This window comes from Thalassobaculum sp. OXR-137 (assembly GCF_034377285.1).
In the GTDB taxonomy this organism is placed as follows: domain Bacteria; phylum Pseudomonadota; class Alphaproteobacteria; order Thalassobaculales; family Thalassobaculaceae; genus Thalassobaculum.
Window position 1 is genome coordinate 544323 of the sequence record NZ_CP139715.1, and the last position, 20562, is coordinate 564884.

The window sequence follows — 20562 nt, forward strand, 5'->3', positions numbered from 1 at the left end:
TATCCCCATGACCGACCGAAGCGACCTGCCCCTGCGCCCCTGTGTGGGGATCGTGATGTTCAACGAAGACGGCAAGGTCTTCGTCGGCAAGCGTATCGGGATGGAGAATGCCTGGCAGATGCCCCAGGGCGGGATCGATCCGGGCGAGACGCCCCGGGAGGCCGGTCTGCGCGAGCTGGAGGAGGAGATCGGCACCCGGGCGGTGGAGTTGATCGCCGAGACGGCGGATTGGATCGACTACGAGTTTCCCGCCGATCTGCCCGGCAAGATCCGCGAGAACTGGCGCGGCCAGACCCAGAAATGGCTCGCCTGCCGGTTTACCGGCATCGCGCAGGATATCGACCTGCAGACCGAGCATCCGGAATTCGATGCCTGGAAATGGGTCGATGCAGCGACCGTCGTCGAGCTGATCGTGCCGTTCAAACGCGCCACCTACGAAGCGGTGATGGCCGAGCTGGGGCCGGTGATCGAGGACGCAACCGCCCGACGATTGCCGTGAATTCCTTTCGCCTCGCACGCATTGTTTGTGAATTTTTCGCCAGCGCGTAAAATCTTCCTTAAGGTCCTCATGCTCATGTGACTTCGACACTGGCTTGAGGGTCCCGGCGCGACAGCGCCGGAGGAGAGGGGATGCGCGCGGAGAACAAACCTCAGACTTTCGAGCGTCGGGGGACGACGGTCACGTTTCATAACCGTGATCTCGCCCATACCCGCGTTCGGGAGTATTTCCACGGCCCCGTGCGCCAGCTGGAAGCGGTGATCCCGAACTACTCGGGCACGCGCCGCGGCGAGCTTCTCGTGCTGCCGTGGGACCAGATCGGCACGCTCGGTCCGCTGACCCCGCGCGACGAAGCGATGATCGAGGCGGTGGCGCATACGAAGACCATCCGCGACCTGGACCCGATCAAGATGCGCGAGGCCTGCCTGCGCTGCGACGCCGAGCACGGCATGGACGCCGATACCGTCGCCGAAGCACGCCGGCTGGTGGCCAAGGACGACGAGGACAAGGCCATGGTGCGCCTGTCCTTCATCGCCGAACTGACCCGCGAATGCGGCATCGAGCGGGGCGACCCGCTGATGATGCGGGCCAATACCAAGACCCTCATGGAGCTCATGGGCGGCCAGTCGGGCCGCTCCAGGATCGATCTCGACCTGCTGATCGAGCGGGTGATGATCTTCGCCGCCGAGCGCACCAAATCCACCGTCGAGGAAGTTAAAGGCTATCTCGACCCGCTGGTCGGCATGCTCACCCCCTTCGGCAACGTGACCGCGCCGGGGGAGCCCAAGCAGAACGGCTTCCTGTACCTGCAGCACACCGATCTCATCCAGTTCCGCCAGGAGGTCGACGACTACCAGCCCAAGGTGCGCGAGGAACTGCTGCCCCAGGTCGGCATGATCATCACCGCGGCGGACGAGTGCATCGGCTATGTCAACGAACGCATCGGCATCCTGAACGGGATGCTCGGCTCGCTCGCCGACATGTTCGACAAGAACAAGGGCGCCATCGATCAGCTGGAGGCGTTGCGCCGGGACGTGGGCTACGGGCTGGACGGCTGGGCCGACATGATCCAGCTCTGGCGCGAGTCCTATCGCGGGCGCGAGGCGATCGGCGGCGACCGGGCGATGGAGCGGGCGATCACACGCATCGCCGGCTATGCGCCGCGCATTCCGATCCGCGAGCTCGATCCGGAGCACAGCATCCTGACCAAGAGCACCAAGTTCGAGACGGCGGGTCTGAAGATGGTGCAGCAGATGCACAACTGGGAAAACGACCGCCCCGACTACGAGCTCAAGGCTCGGGTGGAACGGGCCAACCGCCGCCTGGCCGGGGAGCCGGAAGAGGAGGCGTAGCCGCGCCCCCTACTTGCGGATCCAGCGTCCCGCGGCGTCCATGATGAAGGTTCCGGGTGCCGCGCGGTCGATCAGCTTCTGACCGGCCAGGGCCTCCACCTGATTCACCGGGACATTGTTGGACGACGCTACGCCGGCATAGGCCTGCCGCCGCTCGTCATTGATGGTGTCGACCAGAGCGCGGGCCTCCGCCGGAGCGCCGTCGATCAGCCCGAGATAGCCGTCCCGCCGCTCGCCGACCCAGCCGTTGGCCTTGGCCGTCGCCAGGTCCAGGGCAAAGCTCATGCGCGGCAGGGCGACGGTGACGAAGGCTCCGACGAGCGCGCCCAGCACCAGGCGCCGGCTCATCACGCGCTTCAGACCGGTCATTGCTTCTTTCCCCCGAACAGGTCGCTTTCCGTTGAGAACAGGTCTTCCAGATCCTTCTCGACCCGGATCCGGACTTCCTGCTCGATCTTGATGTTCAGATTGATTGTGATGGGCTCCGTCGGCGGCTCCACCCGAACCGTAGGGGTGCACGCTCCCGCCATCGCTCCGAAGAGCACGGCGGCCAGAAGAGCCCTAGCCCCCCGCATTGCGGGCTTCGAGTTTGCGGCGAAGAACGTCCGAAAGGCCGAGTGTACGTCTTGCATTGAGGAACATCTCATCCAGGCGACCCGTAAGAGTGACATTGAGGGCGACGGGGTACCCGTCGAACAGATCCGGATTGGCACCGCGTACCCTCAGTTTGATGTCAAACGGCTCGCCGGGCCGTCCGTTCACCTCGAGATCGAACTTTTCGTAGACGAGGTTCCGCACGGCCTGCATCAGGAGGCTAACCTCCTCTCCTGCATCCTGCAACGCGGCTGGCGGCGATTCCGGTCGGTACTTTACGGTCCCGCCGGGATTGGTCGCCGACAATTGGGCATTGCGGACCGACAGACCCTCGTCGAAATCCCAGACCAGGGGCAGTCGGCCGGTCAGGGAGCCGGAGGCCGTCAGCCCGTCCAGCTCGGTCACTTCGGCCAGTCGGGCTGCATCCACTCCGTCGACGTCCAGCACCATCGACACCGGCTGATCGGAGGTCAGGGGGATGGTCACATCGCTGGTATGCACCCGGCCGTCGGCGAAAGTGGCCGTGACCTGTTCCAGCACCAGGTTCAGGTCCGGGTCGACATGGAAGGTCACGCTCGGCTCGCCGATGGGCACGCCGACGTCGATGCCGGTGGCTTTGAGCACCTGGCCGTCCAGGGTGGTCAGCGGATCGATCGAGGACAGGCCGACCGCCCCCGTCAGGCCGCTGACCGTGCCGAGCGAGCCGGTGAAGGACAGATCCTCCACGGTCAGCGTCAGCGGATCGTCCGGCGGCACGTCGCGGCCCGGCCATTCGATAGTCCCCTCCAGGGAGACCTTGCCCGACGCGTTGCGCAGGATCGCCGCCGCCGCCGGCGACAGGTCCACCGGCTGCAGCCCGCCGGGCACGAAGACCAGGGGATACAGGGTGATATCGGCTCTGCCGGTCCCCTTGGCGAGGTTGTGCACGCCCGTCGCGTCCAGCACGAAGGCACCGTCCGCCCCGCCGAAACTGGCGCTGAAGGCCAGCGCGCCGTTCGCGGTCCGGGTTGCCTCTCCCGACACCCGCAGGGGCGAGAAGCGCACACTCCTGGCCCGATCGCTCATCCGGTCGGCGGACACCACGAGACCGTCCAGGGTCAGTCCGTCGCCCAGGGTGGAGGCCCGCATCTCCAGCGCCACGCCGGCAAGCGCGATCCCGTCCGGCGCGTCCGGCGCCTCGTCCGCCGGGGCGACGTCCACCTTCGGTGTGGTCACCCGCAGCACCGCGCCCGCCCGGCTTCCTTCCATCCGGGCCCGCACCATGCCCGTGGCGGCGCCGAGATCCACCCGGACGGGAGCGCCGCCGTCGACGGTCGCCGTGGTGGCGGGCATCACCAGGGGCAGCTCCAGGCGGATGGCCTCCGGATCGTCGAAACCCTTGCGCAGGACCGGCCGCTCGGACTCGCGCAGCCGCAGGGTCAGTGGCTCGGCCAGGGCGACACCGGTCGACTTGGGAAGCTGCGGCACGGTGATGGAACCCTGGCGTTCCAGGAACGCCGCCGTCCCGTTACCGTCATGGACGACGCGCAGCGGCAGGGAGACCCGAAGGCCCCGCGCGTCGCCGGCGTCCAGATGGGCGATCAGCAGCCCCTCGCCGGCGATCTCCTCCGCCCCCCCGCTCAGGCTGTCGAGCACCAGGCTGGCCGAGCGCAGCCGCAGGTCGCCGCTGACGATGTCCGCCAGCTTCGCCGTGCCCGTGGCCGCCGTGAGGCGCACGCCGTCCTCGGCGAACTGCAGCCCGGCATCGCCGTCGAACCCGAGCGACGCCCCGCCGTCGACCGCCGCCCCCAGCGGGCCGCCGAGGCTCAGAGTCGGTGCGGCGAAGGGGTCGCGCAGGGTCAGCCGGAACGCCCTCTCCTCGCCGCCCAGGGTGGCGGTCACCACCCCCTCGCCGATCAGCGCGGCAAGCGCTTCAGGGATCAGCTCGCCGGCGACGGCGAGCTGCGCCGGCTCCAGGGTCTCGAGCGCCAGGGTGCCCGCGGCCATGGCGATGCCGATCCGGGCCTGGACGTCGCCATCCGGAGCGACGGCGTCGACGGTGAGGCCGCCGGCGGCGACCGTGCCGTCCCACACGCTGTGGATGTCGCTCAGATCCTCGGGAACGGAGCCGCGCAGGGTTCCCTCGATATGGCCTTCCGCGCCCCGCGCCGGCTGACGCAGTGCCGCGGCGACGAGTTGGTCGATGGTCGTCAGTTCGGCGTTCAGGTCGATCGTGACCGGCCGGCGCTGGCCGTCCAGCGCCTCGGCCGAAACCGCGAGACGGAGGTCCGGGTCATCGCGGTCGCCGAGCCGGAAGACGGCGGAGAGCCCGAGCGGGTCCATGCGGAGATGGGCGGAGGGCACGGCGACGGCGACACCGTCGGCCTCGGCGCTGTCGGCCCGCAGGTCGGCGATCGCTTCGATGTCGCCGCTCGGCGAGAGATTGACCGAGGCGGTGCCGCGCAGGCCGGAGGCGGACAGGTCCCCGCGCCGGACGCGGGCTTCGGTGAGCGTCGCGTTCAGGCGGGTCGCCCCGTCGCCCAGGGAGACCTGGAACCGTCCGCTCCCCTCGGCGCGCCAATCCGCGCCTTCAACCGCGCCGGAGCCGTCGGCGGCGAGGCCGAGCGTCCCGTCGCTTTCCCCCAGCGTGCCGCTCGCCGTGAGGCTGCCCCGGGCCACGCCCTCCACGTCGATCACTGCGTCGGAGAAGCGCACGACGGGGGCGGGGGTGCCGCCCTCACCGTCGCCACCGGACGCGAGCGCCCGGATCGGTTCCAGCGGGCCAAGGGTGACGCTCCCGTCCTCGTCGATGGTGAGGGTGAGATGGAGGCCGTCCAGGGTGACGGAACGCACCTCCCCCTTGATCAGGTCGCGCCAGTCGTAGCCGAGCTCCACCTGCTCGGCCGACAGGCCGCCAGGGCCGTTGACCGCGACGGCGGAAAGGCTGAGCCGATCGGGAGAGACGGAGTCGATCCTGAAGCCCAGGTCGGTGACGACCGGTCCGTCGCTGCCGCGCCCCGAGGCCCAGGTGTTGACGCCCCACTTGGCCACGGACGGGGCCCAGGCATCGCGGGTCAGCCACGCCACCGGCAGCCCGATCGCAAGGATCAGGAGCACGACCAGCAGAATCCTGGCGAGCCACCGCACCGTCACACCTCCCGGGCCTGGAGTTCGAGCGCAGTCACGGATCCGGCTGTTTCGAGCCGGCCGTGGTTCGCTCGACCCCGCGAATCACGCGTTAAGTATGACAATACGACAAAGGGCCGTCCAACGGACGACCCTTCATCGAAAAACGTAGCTGTAAGTACCTGTCAGGCCGCGCGTTTCGCCCGCGCCATCGCCTCGAGGGTCTCGACCCGAGCCAACAGCCGCTCGCGCTCGCCGGTGTCCGAGACGTCCTTCAGGACATCGCGGGTATCGGCGATTTCCTTGTCGACCTTGGCCGGATCGATCTCGTCGAACCGCACGGCGTTCTCCGCCAGCACGGTGCAGCGCTCCTCCGTCACCTCGGCAAAGCCGCCGGCGACGAAGATCCGCTCGACGATCGAGCCGCCTTCGTAGATGTCGATCACGCCCGCATCCAGGGTCGAGATCATCGGCGCGTGGCGCGGCAGGACACCGAAATAACCCTCGGTGCCCGGCACGACGACCATCTCGACGGCGCGGCTGAGAACCAGCCGCTCCGGAGAGACGAGTTCGAACTGCGTGGTCTCCGCCATGGGATCCCTCTTTGTTGCCGGCCGTCAGGCCGCCCTAACCAACTCAGCCGGCGATCAGGCCGCCTCGGCCGCCATCTTCTTGGCCTTCGCGATGGCCTCGTCCATGCCGCCGACCATGTAGAACGCCGCTTCCGGCAGATCGTCATGCTCGCCGTCGACGATGGCCTTGAAGCCCTTGATGGTGTCTTCGAGGCTGACCAGCTTGCCCGGCGAACCGGTGAAGACCTCGGCCACGTGGAACGGCTGGCTGAGGAAACGCTGGATCTTGCGGGCCCGGGACACGACGAGCTTGTCCTCTTCCGACAGCTCGTCCATGCCCAGAATGGCGATGATGTCCTGCAGCGACTTGTACTGCTGCAGCACTTCCTGCACCTGGCGGGCGACGTTGTAGTGCTCGTCGCCGATGATGCGGGCATCGAGCATGCGCGAGGTGGAGTCGAGCGGGTCGACGGCCGGGTAGATGCCCAGCTCGGCGATCGAGCGGTTCAACACGGTCGTGGCGTCGAGGTGCGAGAAGGACGTGGCCGGCGCCGGGTCGGTCAGGTCGTCGGCCGGCACGTAAATGGCCTGCACCGAGGTGATCGAGCCCTTCTTGGTGGTCGTGATGCGTTCCTGCAGCTGGCCCATGTCGGTGGACAGGGTCGGCTGATAACCCACCGCGGACGGGATACGACCGAGCAGGGCCGACACCTCGGAACCCGCCTGGGTGAAGCGGAAGATGTTGTCCACGAAGAACAGCACGTCCTGGCCTTCCTCGTCGCGGAAGTACTCGGCCAGGGTCAGACCGGTCAGGCCGACGCGGGCGCGGGCGCCCGGCGGCTCGTTCATCTGGCCGTAGACCAGCGCGGCCTTGGAGCCCGGGCCGTCCTCGACGATAACGCCGGACTCGACCATCTCGTGATAGAGGTCGTTGCCCTCGCGGGTACGCTCGCCCACGCCGGCGAACACGGAGTAACCGCCGTGCGCCTTCGCGACGTTGTTGATCAGCTCCATGATGAGCACGGTCTTGCCCACGCCGGCGCCGCCGAACAGGCCGATCTTACCGCCCTTGGCATACGGGGCGAGCAGGTCGATGACCTTGATGCCCGTGACCAGGATCTCGGCTTCCGTCGACTGGTCGATGTATTCCGGGGCCGGACGGTGGATCGGGTAGCGCATCTTCGACTCGACCGCCGGACGCTCGTCCACCGGGTCGCCGATGACGTTCAGGATGCGACCCAGGGTCTCCGGGCCGACCGGCACGGTGATCGGGGCGCCGGTGTCTTCCACCGGGGCGCCGCGGACCAGACCTTCGGTCGCGTCCATGGCGATCGTGCGGACGGTGTTCTCGCCCAGGTGCTGCGCCACCTCCAGAACCAGCGTGTTACCGCCGTTCTTGGTGTGCAGGGCGTTCAGAATCGCGGGCAGGTCGCCTTCGAACTGCACGTCGACGACGGCGCCGATGACCTGCTGAATTTTGCCGGTTGCGTTGTTCGCCATGCTCTCAGCTCCTCGGTTGGGCGGCGGGCGCGGGCTCTAGGGCCCTTAGAGCGCCTCGGCGCCCGAAATGATCTCGATCAGTTCTTTAGTGATGTAGGCCTGACGCGTCCGGTTGTAGGTCAGCGTCAGCTTGTTGATCATGTCGCCGGCGTTGCGGGTGGCGTTGTCCATCGCCGTCATCCGCGCGCCGTGCTCGCTGGCGGCATTCTCCAGCAGACCGGTGAAGATCTGGGTCGCCACGTTGCGCGGCAGGAGAGCAGCCAGGATCGACTCCTCGTCCGGCTCGAACTCGTACAGCGCCTTCAGCTCGCCGGTGTTCTCTTCCTTGCTCTCCGGCAGACTGGCCGGGATGAGCTGCTGCTCGGTGACGATCTGCGTCATCGCCGACTGGAAGCGGTTGAAGAACATCGTCGCGACGTCGAACTCGCCATCCTCGTAGCGCCGGATCAGTTCGCGACCGATCTCGTCGGCCACGTTGAAGCCGACCACGGTGCGGGCAAGGTTCTCCTTGGAGGAGATGATCTTGTCACCGTGAACACGGCGCAGCTGATCGCGGCCCTTGCGGCCGACGGTCATGACCTTGACCGTCTTGCCCTGGGCGACGAGCTGGTCGATCTTGCGGCGCGCGGCGCGCACGATCGACGAGTTGAAACCGCCGCACAGACCGCGGTCCGCGGTGGCGACGACGATCAGGTGAACGTCGTCGCGCCCGGTGCCGGTCAGCAGCTTCGGGCCGTCGCTGCCGGAGATATTGGCCCCCAGCGCGGCGATCATCCGGTCCATCCGCACGGCATAGGGACGGGCGGCCTCGGCAGCCTCCTGGGCACGCTTCAGCTTCGCCGCCGCGACCATCTTCATCGCCGAGGTGATCTTTTGCGTCGACTTGACGCTATTGATCCGGACTTTCAGGTCCTTGAGATTGGGCATCGTCCCGTCCGCTTATCGTTGGGTCGCGTGGCCGATCGATCCCTCGCTTACGCGAAGGTCTTGGCGAAGTTCTCCATGAACGAGGAGAGCTTGGCCGAAGTATCGTCGGACAGGGCCTTCTCGGTGCGGATCGTCTCCAGGATCCCCGGCTCCTTGCTCTTGATCTCCGACAGGAGCGACTGCTCGAAGCGGCCGATCTCGGAGATCTGGATCTTGTCCAGGAAGCCCTTCACACCGGCGAAGATCGACACGACCTGCTCTTCCACCGGCATCGGGCTGAACTGAGCCTGCTTCAGCAGCTCGGTCAGGCGCGAACCGCGGGCCAGAAGGCGCTGGGTCGAGGCGTCCAGGTCGGAGGCGAACTGCGCGAAGGCAGCCATCTCGCGATACTGGGCCAGCTCCAGCTTGATCGAGCCGGCGACCTGCTTCATCGCCTTGATCTGGGCGGCGGAGCCGACGCGGGACACCGACAGACCGACGTTCACGGCCGGACGGATGCCCTTATAGAAGAGCTCGGTCTCCAGGAAGATCTGACCGTCGGTGATCGAGATCACGTTGGTCGGAATGTAGGCCGACACGTCACCGGCCTGGGTCTCGATGACCGGCAGGGCGGTCAGGGAGCCGGCGCCGTTGGCGTCGTTCAGCTTCGCCGCACGCTCCAGCAGGCGCGAGTGCAGGTAGAACACGTCGCCCGGATAGGCTTCGCGGCCCGGCGGGCGGCGCAGCAGCAGCGACATCTGGCGGTAGGCGACGGCCTGCTTGGACAGATCGTCATACACGATCACGGCGTGCATGCCGTTGTCGCGGAAGAACTCGCCCATGGCGCAGCCGGCATACGGAGCCAGGAACTGTAGTGGGGCCGGCTCGGAGGCGGTCGCGGCGACGACGATGGAGTATTCCATCGCGCCGTAATCCTCGAGCGTCTTCACGATCTGGGCGACCGTGGAGCGCTTCTGACCGACGGCGACGTAGACGCAGAAGAGCTTCTTGCTCTCGTCGTCGCCGGCGGCGTCGTTGACGGTCTTCTGGTTGATGAAGGTGTCGATGGCGATGGCGGTCTTGCCGGTCTGGCGGTCGCCAATGATCAGCTCGCGCTGGCCGCGGCCGACCGGGATCAGGCTGTCGATCGCCTTCAGGCCGGTCTGCATCGGCTCGTGCACCGACTTACGCGGCATGATGCCCGGCGCCTTCACCTCGACGCGCTTGCGCTCGACGTCGACCAGCGGGCCCTTGCCGTCGATCGGGTTGCCGAGACCGTCGACCACGCGGCCGAGCAGGCCCTTGCCGACCGGCACGTCCACGATGGCGCCGGTCCGCTTGACCGTGTCGCCTTCCTTGATGTCGCGGTCGTCGCCGAAAATCACGATACCGACGTTGTCGGACTCGAGGTTCAGCGCCATGCCCCGAATGCCGTTCGGGAATTCGACCATCTCACCGGCCTGGACCTGATCGAGGCCGTAGACGCGGGCGATACCGTCACCGACGGACAGGACCTGACCGACTTCCGCGACCTCGGCCTCAGCACCGAAGTTTGCGATCTGATCTTTCAGGATAGAGGAGATCTCGGCGGCGCGGATTTCCATCAGCCAACCCCTTTCATGGCGAACTGCAGGCGCTGCAGCTTGGTGCGAAGCGAACTATCGATCATGCGCGAGCCCACGCGCACGATCAGACCACCGATCAGCGAAGGATCGACGGTCAGATTAACGGAGACCTTCTGGCCGACGACCTTGCGCAGGGCGTCGGTAACCGCCTGAACCTCGTCCTCGGACAGGGCAACGGCGGAAGAAACTTCGGCAGCGACCTCGCCACGGCGGCGGGCCAGCTCCTCGAGATAGGCGGTGATGATCCCCGGGAGCGCGAACAACCGGCGGTTGGACGCCAGCACACCCAGGAACTTGGCGGTCAGCGGGTTGGCGCCGAACTTGTCGCACAATGCCGCCACACCCTTGGTCTGGTCGGCGCGCGACAGAACCGGCGAGCGGATCAGCCGAACGAATTCCTCGCTCTCGGCGAGCAGCTGACGCAGGGAGGTCAGATCCCCCGCGACGTCGTCCAACGCCTTCTGGTCGTCAGCCAACTCGTACAACGCCAAAGCGTAGCGAGCGGCGAGGCCTTTTGATTGCGAAGCCACCTGGAAGCGCCCCTTCGTCCCGTTTGACGACCCGCGTGAACTCGTTCAAATTTCTGAGTTCTCGACGCGCCGATCGAACACAATAGTTGGCCGGCGTAGAAGACCCTCGCCAGCGCGAAGGCTCTCTAGCACACGGGTATGGGGGGTGCAAGACGGTGAGGCACCGGTTTTCGCCTCAATGCTGCACCGCGTCGCTGCACTGCGTCAGCTCACCCCGCCACAATCGTCAGCCATGGCCAGCGGTCACGGTAGCTTTCCATCTTCTCCCGCGCCAGACCCGGAGTTGGGGTCGTCCGATTGACCGTCAACCGGCCGGCATACAGATCGTCCAGCCCGAAAGGCGCGTACAGCTCGCGCCCGGGCGTCAACCCGACACACGTGCATTCGACCTGGAACCGGTCGATGCCGTCCCGCGCCCGGGTCACCGGCGGATAGTCGGCGCCGAAGCGCTGCCGGTACCACAAGGGGACCCGCAACTGGTTCTTGAACTCCACCTCGACGCCGAGATCGGCCAGCAGGGAAGTGCCGCGCCGGATCACCGCGTCCTCGGCCTCCCAGCTCGTATCCTCGTCCCAGTAGAAGACGTCGTAATCCTTGACGTTCTCCGCCGGCGGGCGCCCGGCCAGGCGGTTCCACACCGCCTGGTACAGACATCCGGCGACCAGCCAGGGCTGGCCCAATCCCAGCGCGGGAAGGCGGTCGAGGATCGCGCCGTTGACCGGATTGGTCAGCGCGTCGGCAACGAACCGGTCCGGCGAGATCACCTGCAGGCTTACTCCGCTGCCTGAGCGCGGACCCGCACGCCGCCGCGCGGGCCGGTGTTCATGCGGTCGGCGAAGTTGCGGTCGAGCGGGCGGCCGTCGCGCAGGTTCAGCCACAGGCGCCACAGGTCGCGCCGCCGCTCCTCCTCCGGCCAGTCCTCGAAGGCGTTGCGGGCGTGCAGGACCGTGTGGTTCGACAGGAGTTGAATGTCGCCCTGCTGGAACACCATGTCGTAGCGGAACGGCTTGCTCATCGCGAGTTCGCCCACCGCCTTTACCGCCTCGAGCGCCTTGCCTTCCAGCGGCTGGCCGGCCTTGCGCATGCCGTCGATGATGGTCTTCTCGTTGTAGCGGCAGGACATCCGGCCCTCGTACCAGGAAAAGACCGGCACCTTGTGGAAGGTGGTCTCGTCCGGATTGTCGGTCGCCCCTTCGCCGCGCAGGTCGAAATGGAAGCCCTCCATCAGGTAGGGCAGGTAGTCCGGACGCTCCTTGGCGATGTGGTTGTACACGGCCAGCGACGAGGCGATCAGGCTCTCGCCGCCGGACTTGGCCGGGTGGCGGCACAGCAGGCCGACCACATCGGCGGCGTCGCAATGGGCCTTGAGCTGGGCGCTGGTGGTGTAGCCGCGCACGTTCTTCGCCTGATAGTCCCGGCCCTGGTCGCGCACATGGCCGAGCAGGTGGCCGTCGGCGTTCTGCGCCACCGGCAGGCCAAGATGCACGCCGATGCCCCAGTAGAGCGCCAGCAGCGCGTCCTCGTCATAGCGCTTGGCATCCACCCCGCGCACCAGCACGAAGCCGCGGCCGTTATCGAGATCGTGGGCCCAGCCGGCGATCATATCGGCGAGGCTGGTCAGCGGAAAATCGTCGCGCTGGAACTGCTGGGCGCTCAGCCCCTTAGCGAGTACGGCCTCCACCGCCCGGTCCAGCTCGGCCAGTTCGCCGTCGGTCAGGTGATGGATCCAGCGGTCGTCGCGCTCCAGATCCGCGGCAAGCCAGACCGAGGGGTCGTCGACAGGACCGTTGGGCATGGCGATGGCGGACGCATTGGTAGCCATAGTTTCCTCTCCTTACAGCACGCCCCTTCGCGGGAGCGGGCCACCCATGACGGGTAGCAATGCGGCTCTAACGGCGCTTATTGTTGCGATTAAATCATCACAGGGGAGGAATGTCATGAGGCTGGATGGAAAGTCCGCCATCGTCACCGGCGCCAGCCAGGGCATCGGTGCCGCCATCGCCGAGGCCTATGCGAAAGCCGGCGCGGAGGTTCTGATCACCGCCCGCAGCCAGGAGAAACTGGACGCGGTCGCGTCCACGATCCGCGCCGCCGGCGGCCGGGCCGAGACCTTCGCCGGCGACCTGAAGCAGCCGGGCACGGCGGCCGAGGCGGTGGAGGCGGCGATCAAGGCCTTCGGCAAGCTCGACATCCTCGCCCACAGCGCCGGTGCGACGAAATACGGCGACTTCTTCGACCTGACCGACGCCGATTTCGAGGACGGCTTCGCGCTCAAATATTACGGCGCGGTCCGCATGACCCGGGTCGCCTGGCCGCACCTGATGAAGACCAGGGGCAGCATCCTCAACGTCATCGGCGTCGGTGCCCGGGTGTCGGAGCGGAACTTCGCCATCGGCGGGTCGGTCAACTCGGCGCTGACCAACTTCACCAAGGCGATGGCCGACCGCGGCGTCCTGGACGGCGTGCGGGTGAACGCGATCCATCCGGGCCCGGTGCTGACCCCGCGGATCCGCCAGCGCGTCGAGTTCATCATGCGCGAGGAGGGGATCGACGAGGCGGCGGCCCTGGCGAAGATGGAGGCGAACTGGCGGGTCATGCGTCTGGGCAAGCCGGAGGATATCGCCAACCTCGCCGTTTTCGCAGTGTCCGACGCCGGCAACCTTCTCCAAGGTAGCGTGATCGACATGGACGGCGGGGCCACCCGCGCCCTCTGACCAAGCCCGCAACAGACCGCCGCCCGAAGGTTCCCGGATGAGACACGCTGGACTCTGGTTGCTGACCCTGGCCCTGGGCGGGGCCGGCGGATACGCCTTCTCGCGTCTCGGCGTGCCGCTGGCCTGGCTGCTCGGCAGCCTCGCGGTGGTGGCAGCGGTCGGGCTGTGCGGCTTCAGACTGGCGATGCCGCCGGGCGGCCGACAGGTCGGCCAGGTGCTGCTCGGCAGCGCCATCGGCCTGACCTTCACCCCGGAGGTGGCGGCCTATGTGGCGGGCTTCCTGCCGGTGATGATCGGTGCGGCCTTCCTGTCCATCGGCTACGGCGTGCTGGCGGGCCTGGCCCTGCGGCGCACCTCCGGCACCGACCCGGCAACCGCCTTCTTCTCCAGCGTGCCGGGCGGGGTGGTGGAGATGTCGGTGCTGGCCGAACAGCATAAGGGCGACACCGCGTCGGTCTCGCTCGCCCAGTCCCTGCGCATCCTGCTGGTGGTCATCACGATCCCGCCGATCGTCACCCTCCTCGGCCTCACCGGCTCCGACCCGTTCGAACTGGTCGTGCTGCCGTTCGATCCCCTGGGTCTGATCGTCCTGCTGGCCGGCTGTGCCGCGCTCGGCTGGCTCGGCGCCCGGCGCAAGATCGCCAATGCCTGGTTCCTGGGGCCGATGCTGGTCGCCCTGGCGGTGTCCATTTCCGGCACCGTGCTGTCCGGGGTGCCGACGGAACTGATCAACTTCGCCCAGGTGGTGATGGGGGCAACCCTCGGCCTGCGGTATCAGCGCGACCGGGTCATCGCCCTGCGCCGGTTTCTGGCGCCGGCCTTTTTGTCGACGGTGATCCTGGTCGGCCTGAACGTCGCCACCGGCGTAGCCATCGGCCTGGCGGTCGGCCTGCCGCCGGTGACCATGGCGCTGGCGATCTCGCCCGGCGGCATGGCCGAGATGAGCATCACCGCCAAGATCCTGCATCTGGGCGTGCCGATCGTCGTCGCCTTCCACGTGGTGCGGATCTTCCTGGTGATCGGCTTCACCGGCCAGGTCTACAAGCGGGTCTTCCTGCCGCGGGCTTAGCGAAGTTAGCGGTTTGACGCGCCCCGGCCCCCCTCCTACCTTTCCTCCCAACAAACAAATACCGCTCCTGGGAGGAGACGATGACAGGTCAGGACACCCTCGACGTCACCCGTACGCTCGGCGACTTCGCCGCCGGCCTCACGCTTTCCGACATTCCGCAGGACGTGGCCGACCGGGCGAAGACGCTGATCCTCGACACCATGGGCATCGCCGTGCGCGCCCAGCACGAAGCCCCGTCGACCCCCGCCCTGATCGCCGCCGCCCGCGCGCTGGGCTATGCCAACGGCAGTTCCCGGGTGATCGGCAGCGCCGATGGCTGGACCCCGCCGGGGGCCGCGTGGCTGAACGGCGCGCTCGCCCACAGTCTGGATTTCGACGACACCCATGCCGGCGGCTCGATCCATCCGTCGGCCCCCATCGTACCGGCCGCCTTCGCCGCGGCCGAGATGTCCGGCTGCGACGGCGCGACGGTCCTGGCCGCGATCATCGCCGGCTACGAGGTGCAGATCCGCCTGTCGCTGGCCCTCAACCCGATCGACCACTACAACCGCGGCTACCACCCGACCGCAACCTGCGGCGTGTTCGGCGCGGCCGCCGCGGCCGGGCGCTGCCTGGGCCTGTCGGGCGCGCAGATCGCCAGCGCCTTCGGCATCGCGCTCAGCCAGTCCGCCGGCAGTCTCGAATTCCTCGCCGAGGGCTCCTGGAGCAAGCTGTTCCAGGTCGGCTGGGCGGCCCAGAGCGGCCTGGTCGCCGCCCGTCTCGCCGCCGAGGACTTCAAGGCGCCGCAGCGCGGCATCGACGGCACGCGTGGCTTCCTCGCCCTCTACGCCCCGAACGCCACCCCGGCCAAGGCGTCAGCCGGCCTCGGCAGCGTGTGGGAGACCCTGAACGTCGCCGTGAAGCCCTACCCGTCCTGCCGCTACAGCCACGCGCCGATGGACGCGGTGATGGAACTGCGCGCGGCCAACGACATCAAGGCGGAGGAGGTCACCGCCATCCGCATCGGCCTGCCGGCCAACGGCATGACCATCATCGGCGGCCCGATCGAGATGAAGCGCAAGCCGGTCACCGTGGTCGACGGCCAGTTCTCCATGCCGTTCCTCGCCGCCGCCTCCCTGCGTCTCGGCGGGTTCGGCTGGGACGACTACAAGACCCATCTCACCGACAAGACCACCCTGGATCTGACCGACAAGGTCTCCTGCGAGCTCGACGCCCGCTGCGACGCCGCCTTCCCCGCCAATATGGCCGGGGCCGCCACCATCGAGACCACCCGCGGCACCTTCGAGACCTTCGTGGAGGTGCCCAAGGGCGAGCCGGACAACTGGCCGAGCGAGGCGGAGCACCGGGCCAAGTTCGACGCCCTGGTCGGCCCCTGCCTGCCTGCGGAGCGGGCGGCCGCCCTGGCCGAGGCGATCCTGACGCTGGACCGCCAGACGGCGATCGGCCCCGTGCTGGAGTTGTCCCGTCCGGCCCCGCAGCCCCTGCGCGCGGCGGGTGAGGAATGACCGCAAGCAAGGACGGCGACGGCCGGTACTACGACGACTTCACCGTCGGCGAGGTCTACGAGCACTGGCCGGGCCGGACCATCAACGAGACCGACAACACCTGGTTCACCCTGCTGACCATGAACACCCACCCGGCGCATTTCGATACCGAGTATGCGGCGGGCACCGAGTTCGGGAAGCTGCTGGTGAATTCCTGCCTGACCCTGTCCATCGTCACCGGCATGACGGTGCGCGACACCTCCCAGCGGGCGATCGCCAATCTGGGCTGGACCGACATCAAGATGCCGGCTCCGGTCTTCGTCGGCGACACGCTCTACGCCAGCTCGGAGATCCTGAAGAAGCGGGAGTCGAAGTCGCGCCCGCATCAGGGGATCGTCCGCTTCGCCACCACCGGCCGCAAGCAGGACGGCACCGTGGTGATGACCTACGAGCGCACCATCCTGGTGCCGAAGCGCCCCGCCTCCTAAGCCATTTCAGATTGAGGATACCGCCATGGCGGCTGCCCATGACCAGACCGAGCTGGACGAACAGGAAGCCCTGATCCTCAACGCGGTGGACCGCTTTTTGGAGCGCGACGTGCGCCCCGTCGCCCACGAGCTGGAGGCCCGCGACGAGTGGCCGGCCGAGATCGTGGAGAAGATGAAGGACCTCGGCCTGTTCGGCGCCACCATCGGCGAGGAGTACGGCGGACTGGGCCTGTCGGCGGCGACCTATTCCAAGATCGTGGAGCGGGTCTCGGCGGTGTGGATGTCGGTCTCCGGCATCTTCAACAGCCACCTGATCATGGCCCAGGCGGTCGAGCGCGCCGGCACCGAGGAGCAGAAGCGCAAGTGGCTGCCGAAATTCGCCAGCGGCGAGCTGCGCGGCGGCATCGCCTTGACCGAGCCGGATGCCGGCACCGACCTTCAGGGTATCCGCACCACCGCCCGCAAGGACGGCAACGGCTACCGGGTGAACGGGACCAAGACCTGGATCTCGAACTCGGTGAAGGGCCATGTCCTGGCGGTGCTGGTGAAGACCGATCCCCAGGCCGAGCCGCGGCACAAGGGCATGTCCCTGATGCTGATCGAGAAGGGCGAGGGCGTGTCCGTCTCCAAACTGGAGAAGCTCGGCTACAAGGGCATCGATTCCGGCGAGCTGGTCTATGACGACTGCTTCGTGCCGGCCGACAACCTGATCGGCGGCGAGGAAGGCCGCGGGCTGCAGCAGATCCTCGGCGGGCTGGAGCTCGGCCGCATCAACGTGGCGGCGCGCGGCGTCGGCATCGCCAGGGCCTGTCTGGAGGAGAGCGTGCGCTACGCCCAGCAGCGCAAGACCTTCGGCAAGCCGATCGCCGAGCACCAGGCGATCCAGTTCAAGCTGGCCGACATGGCGACCCAGGCCGAGGCCGCCCGCCTTCTGGTCGAGCAGGCCGCCAAGGCCTATGACCGCGGCGAGCGCTGCGACCTGGAGGCCGGCATGGCCAAGCTGTTCGCCACCGAGGCCGCCGTGCACAACTCGCTGGAAGCCATGCGCCTGCACGGCGCCTACGGCTATTCCAAGGAGTTCAACATCGAGCGCTACTACCGCGACGCCCCGCTGCTGGCCATCGGCGAGGGCACGAACGAGCTGCAGCGGATCATCATCGCCAAGCAGTTGGTCGCGCGCTCGCCTGCCTGAAGTCCCCGGTCCGGCAGGACATAAGGACGCATCCTTCGGGACATTAATAAAAATTTGATTATTATTGTGTTTTTTACGCAATGGCTGCAATCGGGAGTCAGGGCGATCGCGGGTATCGGGATCGGCCAGTCCGGCCGGCAGTGAAGGATCGATTTCCGCCGCCGATCGCGGCGGCCAAATGGGGCGGGGCAGATGATCGAAGCCTCCGAGACCGAAGACGGAGCGGTCGAGCCGAACGCGTGGTCCAAGCGCGCGCCGACCCTCGCCTACGCGGTCGGTCTGACCCTGGTGGCGGTAATCGCCACGGTGATCTGGTTCACCACCATCTTCATGGCCTCGACTCAGGATCAGCTCGCCGCCGAGATCAACGTCGCCGGCCGCCAGCGCATGCTGACCCAGAAGACCGCCCTTCTGACCGCCTCCCTGCCCTCCGCCGCCACCCAGGCCGACCGCGCCGATCTGATCGCCGAGATCGCGGCCTGCACCGATCTGCTGGAACGCGCCCACCGGATCATGCTCAGCCGGGATGCGACACTCCTCCCGGCCACCGCCGCCGAAGGGGCGGATTGCCTGCCCGGCAGGCTGGAGCCGCTGCCCGGGGGCGAGATGTCGCCCGACCTCGCCGCCGCCTATTTCGAGGACCCGCGGCCGGTCGATCCGCTGCTCACCCGCTACATCGAGTTGCTGCGCAGCCTGATCTCCCTGCCGTCCCAGGCCGACAGACGGGTGGAGACGCTCCGCGCGGAAATCTTCGAGATCGCCCATACCGACCTGCCCCGCCGGCTCGACCGGGTCGCCCAGATCATCCAGCGCGAAGGCGAGGGGCATCTGCGCACCCTGGTGGTCACCAAGACCCTGATGTGGGTGGCGACCCTGGTCCTGCTGGTGCTGGAGGTGCTGTTCATCTTCCGTCCGATGGTGCGGCATATCGAGCGGACCATTCTGTCCATCCGCACCATGACCTTCTCCCTGGCCGAGCGGCGCCGTGCGGAACAGGAGCTGCGGCTCGCCAACGACGCCAAGACCCGATTCCTGGCGCAGATGAGCCACGAGTTGCGCACGCCGCTGAACGCCATCATCGGCTACGCCCAGATGCTGGTTTCGGCGGACAGCCTTGGGATATCGCAGGCCAAGCGCCACGAATACGCCGGCGACATCCGGGCATCGGGCGAACACCTGCTGGATCTGGTCACCGACCTGCTCGACCTGTCGCGGATCGAGACCGACACCGTCGTGGTCAACCGGGACATCGTCGATATCGGCCGGGTCATCGGCGGCGTGATGGCGATGATGCGCGCCAAGAGCCTCGACCGGGATCAGCACATCACCGTCACCCGGCCGGACATCCCGGTTTCCGCCCGCATCGACGAGCGTCTTCTGCGCCAGGCGCTGATCAATCTGGTCGACAACGCCTTGAAATACGGACGCGACGGCGGCCGCGTCCACATCTCCTTCGGCCAGCCCGAGCAGGACGACGTGGAGATCGTGGTCGAGGATGACGGGATCGGTTTCGACATGCGCGACCTGCCCATGCTGATGGAACCCTTCGCCCGGGCCGACACCGATCCCGCCGTGGCCCCCGACGGATTCGGCCTCGGCCTGCCGATCGCCCGCCGGCTCATCGAACTGCAGGACGGCACTCTCACGCTTCGGAGCACGCCCGGCCGCGGCACCCGGGCCCGCATCCGGATCCCGTCGGTGGAACGGCCGTACCGGCCCGCCGCCGAGACCGAAGCCTGACCCTCCTCCGGTTCAGCGGTGGGCCGCCGGAACCCAGTCGGCCGCCTGCCGGTTCCAGAACCGGTTCGGGTTGTCCTCGTCCAGACCGCGCACGTGCCGCGACCGCAAGGCCGGGGCGAGCAGGATGACCGGCTCCTCGTAGGGATGGGCGCCATAGACCGCCTCCATCACCGCGACCACATCCGCCGTGCCGGGCAGGAAACAGGTCACCCGCAGGCAGGGCACGGTCACCGTGTCGGCGGTCGCCGCGTTGCGGCCCGTCCCCAGGGAGCGGAACTGCTGCTCGCCGGCGGCGCTGCGGAATGCAACCCGGTCGTAGTCTCCCCAGGTGAGCGGCACGACGGCGAGCACCGCCTCCATGACCGCATCGGCCCGTTCCTGCGGCACTTCCACCGTGAGGGTGTATCCGGTCTCCGTGGTGAACCGGTTGGTTTCAAGCTGCGGGAACATGGTCGATATCCTCTCGTGTCAGTCCGAAATGGGTGTGGAGGGCGGCATATCCGGGCTCGGTAACCGTCAGCACGCGCGGCGCGCCGCGGCTGAGCCAACCGCTGCGCAGGGCATGGTCCATCAGGGCGGCGCCCAGAGGTCCGGACAGGTGCGGACGGCGCTCGGTCCAGTCCAGGCAGAGCCGCACCGGCTCCGGCCCGGCCCGGGGCATGGACAGGCCGAGGGACGCGAAGAAGGCCGGCCGCGCGAGGGTGACGCTCTCGCCCTCGAGGACGATCGCTCCCCGGGCGACAAGGGCATCAAGCAACAGGACGCCGAGCCGGCCGGCGATATGGCTGTAGCAGCTCCGGGCAACCAGCAGGTCGGCATTGCCGGGACTGCGGCGGGCACGATGCAGGTAGGGTTGCGGCGTGAGCCCGCCGAGCCGCTCCAGCAGGTTGGCCGCTTCGGCCGAGGCGAGCCGGTGGTAGACCGACCGGCCGGACCGCATCGACACCGTCAGCCCCGCCTCGGCGAGCTGGCGCAGATGGGCGGTCGCCGTCGGCTCCGATACCCCGGCCGCCAGGGCCAGTTCCTTGTTGGTGAAGGCCCGGCCGTCCATCAGCGCGCAGAGCATGCGGGCCCGGCTTTCGTTGGCCAGCGCGGCGCCGATCAGCTCGAATTTGGCGGACAGGGTCATGGGCCGATCATGACGCCCGACGGCGACAAGACAATGTCGAACGCTTCGGGATCTGCCTAAGGA

At 67.8% G+C, this 20562-nt stretch carries 20 protein-coding genes; 8 read left to right on the forward strand and 12 right to left on the reverse strand.

Annotation, left to right across the window (positions count from 1 at the left end):
- Nucleotides 1-7: 7 nt before the first annotated feature.
- Together T8K17_RS02620 and T8K17_RS02625 are read left to right on the forward strand one after the other, a co-directional pair.
- Nucleotides 8-499, forward strand: a complete 492-nt coding sequence (locus T8K17_RS02620; protein WP_322332949.1) for an RNA pyrophosphohydrolase — start codon at nucleotides 8-10, stop codon at nucleotides 497-499.
- Nucleotides 500-630: 131 nt separating this feature from the next.
- Nucleotides 631-1851, forward strand: a complete 1221-nt coding sequence (locus T8K17_RS02625; protein ID WP_322332950.1) for a hypothetical protein — start codon at nucleotides 631-633, stop codon at nucleotides 1849-1851.
- Nucleotides 1852-1860: 9 nt separating this feature from the next.
- Here the strand turns inward: T8K17_RS02625 and T8K17_RS02630 are convergent, their stop codons facing one another.
- The 10 genes from T8K17_RS02630 to T8K17_RS02675 all read right to left on the reverse strand — a co-directional run bounded on the left by T8K17_RS02630 (nucleotide 1861) and on the right by T8K17_RS02675 (nucleotide 12505).
- Complete coding sequence (locus T8K17_RS02630; RefSeq protein ID WP_322332951.1) at nucleotides 1861-2220, reverse strand: YdbL family protein; 360 nt, start codon at nucleotides 2218-2220, stop codon at nucleotides 1861-1863.
- Nucleotides 2217-2522, reverse strand: coding sequence for a YnbE family lipoprotein (locus tag T8K17_RS02635; protein WP_322332952.1), 306 nt, complete (start codon nucleotides 2520-2522; stop codon nucleotides 2217-2219). The genes T8K17_RS02630 and T8K17_RS02635 overlap by 4 nt, the downstream gene beginning before the upstream one ends.
- A complete protein-coding gene (locus T8K17_RS02640; protein WP_322332953.1) occupies nucleotides 2413-5571 on the reverse strand; it encodes an intermembrane phospholipid transport protein YdbH family protein in 3159 nt (1052 codons plus the stop codon). The genes T8K17_RS02635 and T8K17_RS02640 overlap by 110 nt, the downstream gene beginning before the upstream one ends.
- 164 nt (nucleotides 5572-5735) lie before the next feature.
- Complete coding sequence (locus tag T8K17_RS02645) at nucleotides 5736-6143, reverse strand: F0F1 ATP synthase subunit epsilon (RefSeq protein WP_322332954.1); 408 nt, start codon at nucleotides 6141-6143, stop codon at nucleotides 5736-5738.
- A gap of 54 nt (nucleotides 6144-6197) precedes the next feature.
- A complete protein-coding gene (atpD, locus tag T8K17_RS02650) occupies nucleotides 6198-7622 on the reverse strand; it encodes a F0F1 ATP synthase subunit beta (RefSeq protein ID WP_322332955.1) in 1425 nt (474 codons plus the stop codon).
- Nucleotides 7623-7667: 45 nt separating this feature from the next.
- Entirely contained in the window at nucleotides 7668-8549 is an 882-nt protein-coding gene (locus T8K17_RS02655) for a F0F1 ATP synthase subunit gamma (RefSeq protein ID WP_322332956.1), read from the reverse strand.
- Between the two features lie 47 nt (nucleotides 8550-8596).
- On the reverse strand, nucleotides 8597-10132 hold the full coding sequence (gene atpA, locus T8K17_RS02660; protein ID WP_322332957.1) for a F0F1 ATP synthase subunit alpha: 1536 nt from the start codon (nucleotides 10130-10132) through the stop codon (nucleotides 8597-8599).
- The gene (locus T8K17_RS02665; RefSeq protein WP_322332958.1) at nucleotides 10132-10683 is read right to left on the reverse strand and encodes a F0F1 ATP synthase subunit delta; all 552 of its coding nucleotides are present in this window, start codon (nucleotides 10681-10683) and stop codon (nucleotides 10132-10134) included. Before T8K17_RS02665 ends, atpA begins: the two co-directional genes overlap by 1 nt.
- Nucleotides 10684-10892: 209 nt before the next feature.
- Entirely contained in the window at nucleotides 10893-11447 is a 555-nt protein-coding gene (locus T8K17_RS02670) for a nucleotidyltransferase family protein (RefSeq protein ID WP_322332959.1), read from the reverse strand.
- An 8-nt stretch (nucleotides 11448-11455) separates the two neighbouring features.
- On the reverse strand, nucleotides 11456-12505 hold the full coding sequence (locus T8K17_RS02675; RefSeq protein ID WP_322332960.1) for a TauD/TfdA family dioxygenase: 1050 nt from the start codon (nucleotides 12503-12505) through the stop codon (nucleotides 11456-11458).
- Between the two features lie 115 nt (nucleotides 12506-12620).
- Here T8K17_RS02675 and T8K17_RS02680 point away from each other — a divergent pair, with 115 nt between their 5' ends.
- From T8K17_RS02680 to T8K17_RS02705, 6 genes are all read left to right on the forward strand, one after another.
- Complete coding sequence (locus T8K17_RS02680; protein WP_322332961.1) at nucleotides 12621-13397, forward strand: SDR family oxidoreductase; 777 nt, start codon at nucleotides 12621-12623, stop codon at nucleotides 13395-13397.
- A 37-nt stretch (nucleotides 13398-13434) separates the two neighbouring features.
- Nucleotides 13435-14466, forward strand: coding sequence for an AbrB family transcriptional regulator (locus T8K17_RS02685; protein ID WP_322332962.1), 1032 nt, complete (start codon nucleotides 13435-13437; stop codon nucleotides 14464-14466).
- Nucleotides 14467-14546: 80 nt separating this feature from the next.
- On the forward strand, nucleotides 14547-15971 hold the full coding sequence (locus tag T8K17_RS02690) for an MmgE/PrpD family protein (protein ID WP_322332963.1): 1425 nt from the start codon (nucleotides 14547-14549) through the stop codon (nucleotides 15969-15971).
- Nucleotides 15968-16438 carry a MaoC family dehydratase gene (locus T8K17_RS02695; protein WP_322332964.1) on the forward strand — a complete coding sequence of 157 codons (471 nt, stop codon included), beginning with the start codon at nucleotides 15968-15970 and terminating at the stop codon, nucleotides 16436-16438. The genes T8K17_RS02690 and T8K17_RS02695 overlap by 4 nt, the downstream gene beginning before the upstream one ends.
- 25 nt (nucleotides 16439-16463) lie before the next feature.
- Complete coding sequence (locus T8K17_RS02700) at nucleotides 16464-17630, forward strand: acyl-CoA dehydrogenase family protein (RefSeq protein ID WP_322332965.1); 1167 nt, start codon at nucleotides 16464-16466, stop codon at nucleotides 17628-17630.
- Nucleotides 17631-17822: 192 nt separating this feature from the next.
- Nucleotides 17823-19370 carry a sensor histidine kinase gene (locus T8K17_RS02705; RefSeq protein ID WP_322332966.1) on the forward strand — a complete coding sequence of 516 codons (1548 nt, stop codon included), beginning with the start codon at nucleotides 17823-17825 and terminating at the stop codon, nucleotides 19368-19370.
- A 12-nt stretch (nucleotides 19371-19382) separates the two neighbouring features.
- Here T8K17_RS02705 and T8K17_RS02710 read toward each other — a convergent pair whose 3' ends face one another.
- Both T8K17_RS02710 and T8K17_RS02715 read right to left on the reverse strand, forming a co-directional pair.
- A complete protein-coding gene (locus T8K17_RS02710; RefSeq protein WP_322332967.1) occupies nucleotides 19383-19820 on the reverse strand; it encodes a hypothetical protein in 438 nt (145 codons plus the stop codon).
- Nucleotides 19804-20499, reverse strand: a complete 696-nt coding sequence (locus tag T8K17_RS02715) for a winged helix-turn-helix domain-containing protein (RefSeq protein ID WP_322332968.1) — start codon at nucleotides 20497-20499, stop codon at nucleotides 19804-19806. The genes T8K17_RS02710 and T8K17_RS02715 overlap by 17 nt, the downstream gene beginning before the upstream one ends.
- Between the last annotated feature and the right edge of the window lie 63 nt (nucleotides 20500-20562).

Coding starts and splice junctions, on each gene's coding strand:
- atpD (WP_322332955.1), bottom strand. CDS start 7,622: ATGGCGAACAACGCAACCGGCAAAATTCAGCAGGTCATCGGCGCCGTC.
- T8K17_RS02695 (WP_322332964.1), top strand. CDS start 15,968: ATGACCGCAAGCAAGGACGGCGACGGCCGGTACTACGACGACTTCACC.
- T8K17_RS02625 (WP_322332950.1), top strand. CDS start 631: ATGCGCGCGGAGAACAAACCTCAGACTTTCGAGCGTCGGGGGACGACG.
- T8K17_RS02630 (WP_322332951.1), bottom strand. CDS start 2,220: ATGACCGGTCTGAAGCGCGTGATGAGCCGGCGCCTGGTGCTGGGCGCG.
- T8K17_RS02635 (WP_322332952.1), bottom strand. CDS start 2,522: ATGTCACTCTTACGGGTCGCCTGGATGAGATGTTCCTCAATGCAAGAC.
- T8K17_RS02710 (WP_322332967.1), bottom strand. CDS start 19,820: ATGTTCCCGCAGCTTGAAACCAACCGGTTCACCACGGAGACCGGATAC.
- T8K17_RS02700 (WP_322332965.1), top strand. CDS start 16,464: ATGGCGGCTGCCCATGACCAGACCGAGCTGGACGAACAGGAAGCCCTG.
- T8K17_RS02675 (WP_322332960.1), bottom strand. CDS start 12,505: ATGGCTACCAATGCGTCCGCCATCGCCATGCCCAACGGTCCTGTCGAC.
- T8K17_RS02685 (WP_322332962.1), top strand. CDS start 13,435: ATGAGACACGCTGGACTCTGGTTGCTGACCCTGGCCCTGGGCGGGGCC.
- T8K17_RS02715 (WP_322332968.1), bottom strand. CDS start 20,499: ATGACCCTGTCCGCCAAATTCGAGCTGATCGGCGCCGCGCTGGCCAAC.
- T8K17_RS02655 (WP_322332956.1), bottom strand. CDS start 8,549: ATGCCCAATCTCAAGGACCTGAAAGTCCGGATCAATAGCGTCAAGTCG.
- atpA (WP_322332957.1), bottom strand. CDS start 10,132: ATGGAAATCCGCGCCGCCGAGATCTCCTCTATCCTGAAAGATCAGATC.
- T8K17_RS02680 (WP_322332961.1), top strand. CDS start 12,621: ATGAGGCTGGATGGAAAGTCCGCCATCGTCACCGGCGCCAGCCAGGGC.
- T8K17_RS02690 (WP_322332963.1), top strand. CDS start 14,547: ATGACAGGTCAGGACACCCTCGACGTCACCCGTACGCTCGGCGACTTC.
- T8K17_RS02645 (WP_322332954.1), bottom strand. CDS start 6,143: ATGGCGGAGACCACGCAGTTCGAACTCGTCTCTCCGGAGCGGCTGGTT.
- T8K17_RS02620 (WP_322332949.1), top strand. CDS start 8: ATGACCGACCGAAGCGACCTGCCCCTGCGCCCCTGTGTGGGGATCGTG.
- T8K17_RS02705 (WP_322332966.1), top strand. CDS start 17,823: ATGATCGAAGCCTCCGAGACCGAAGACGGAGCGGTCGAGCCGAACGCG.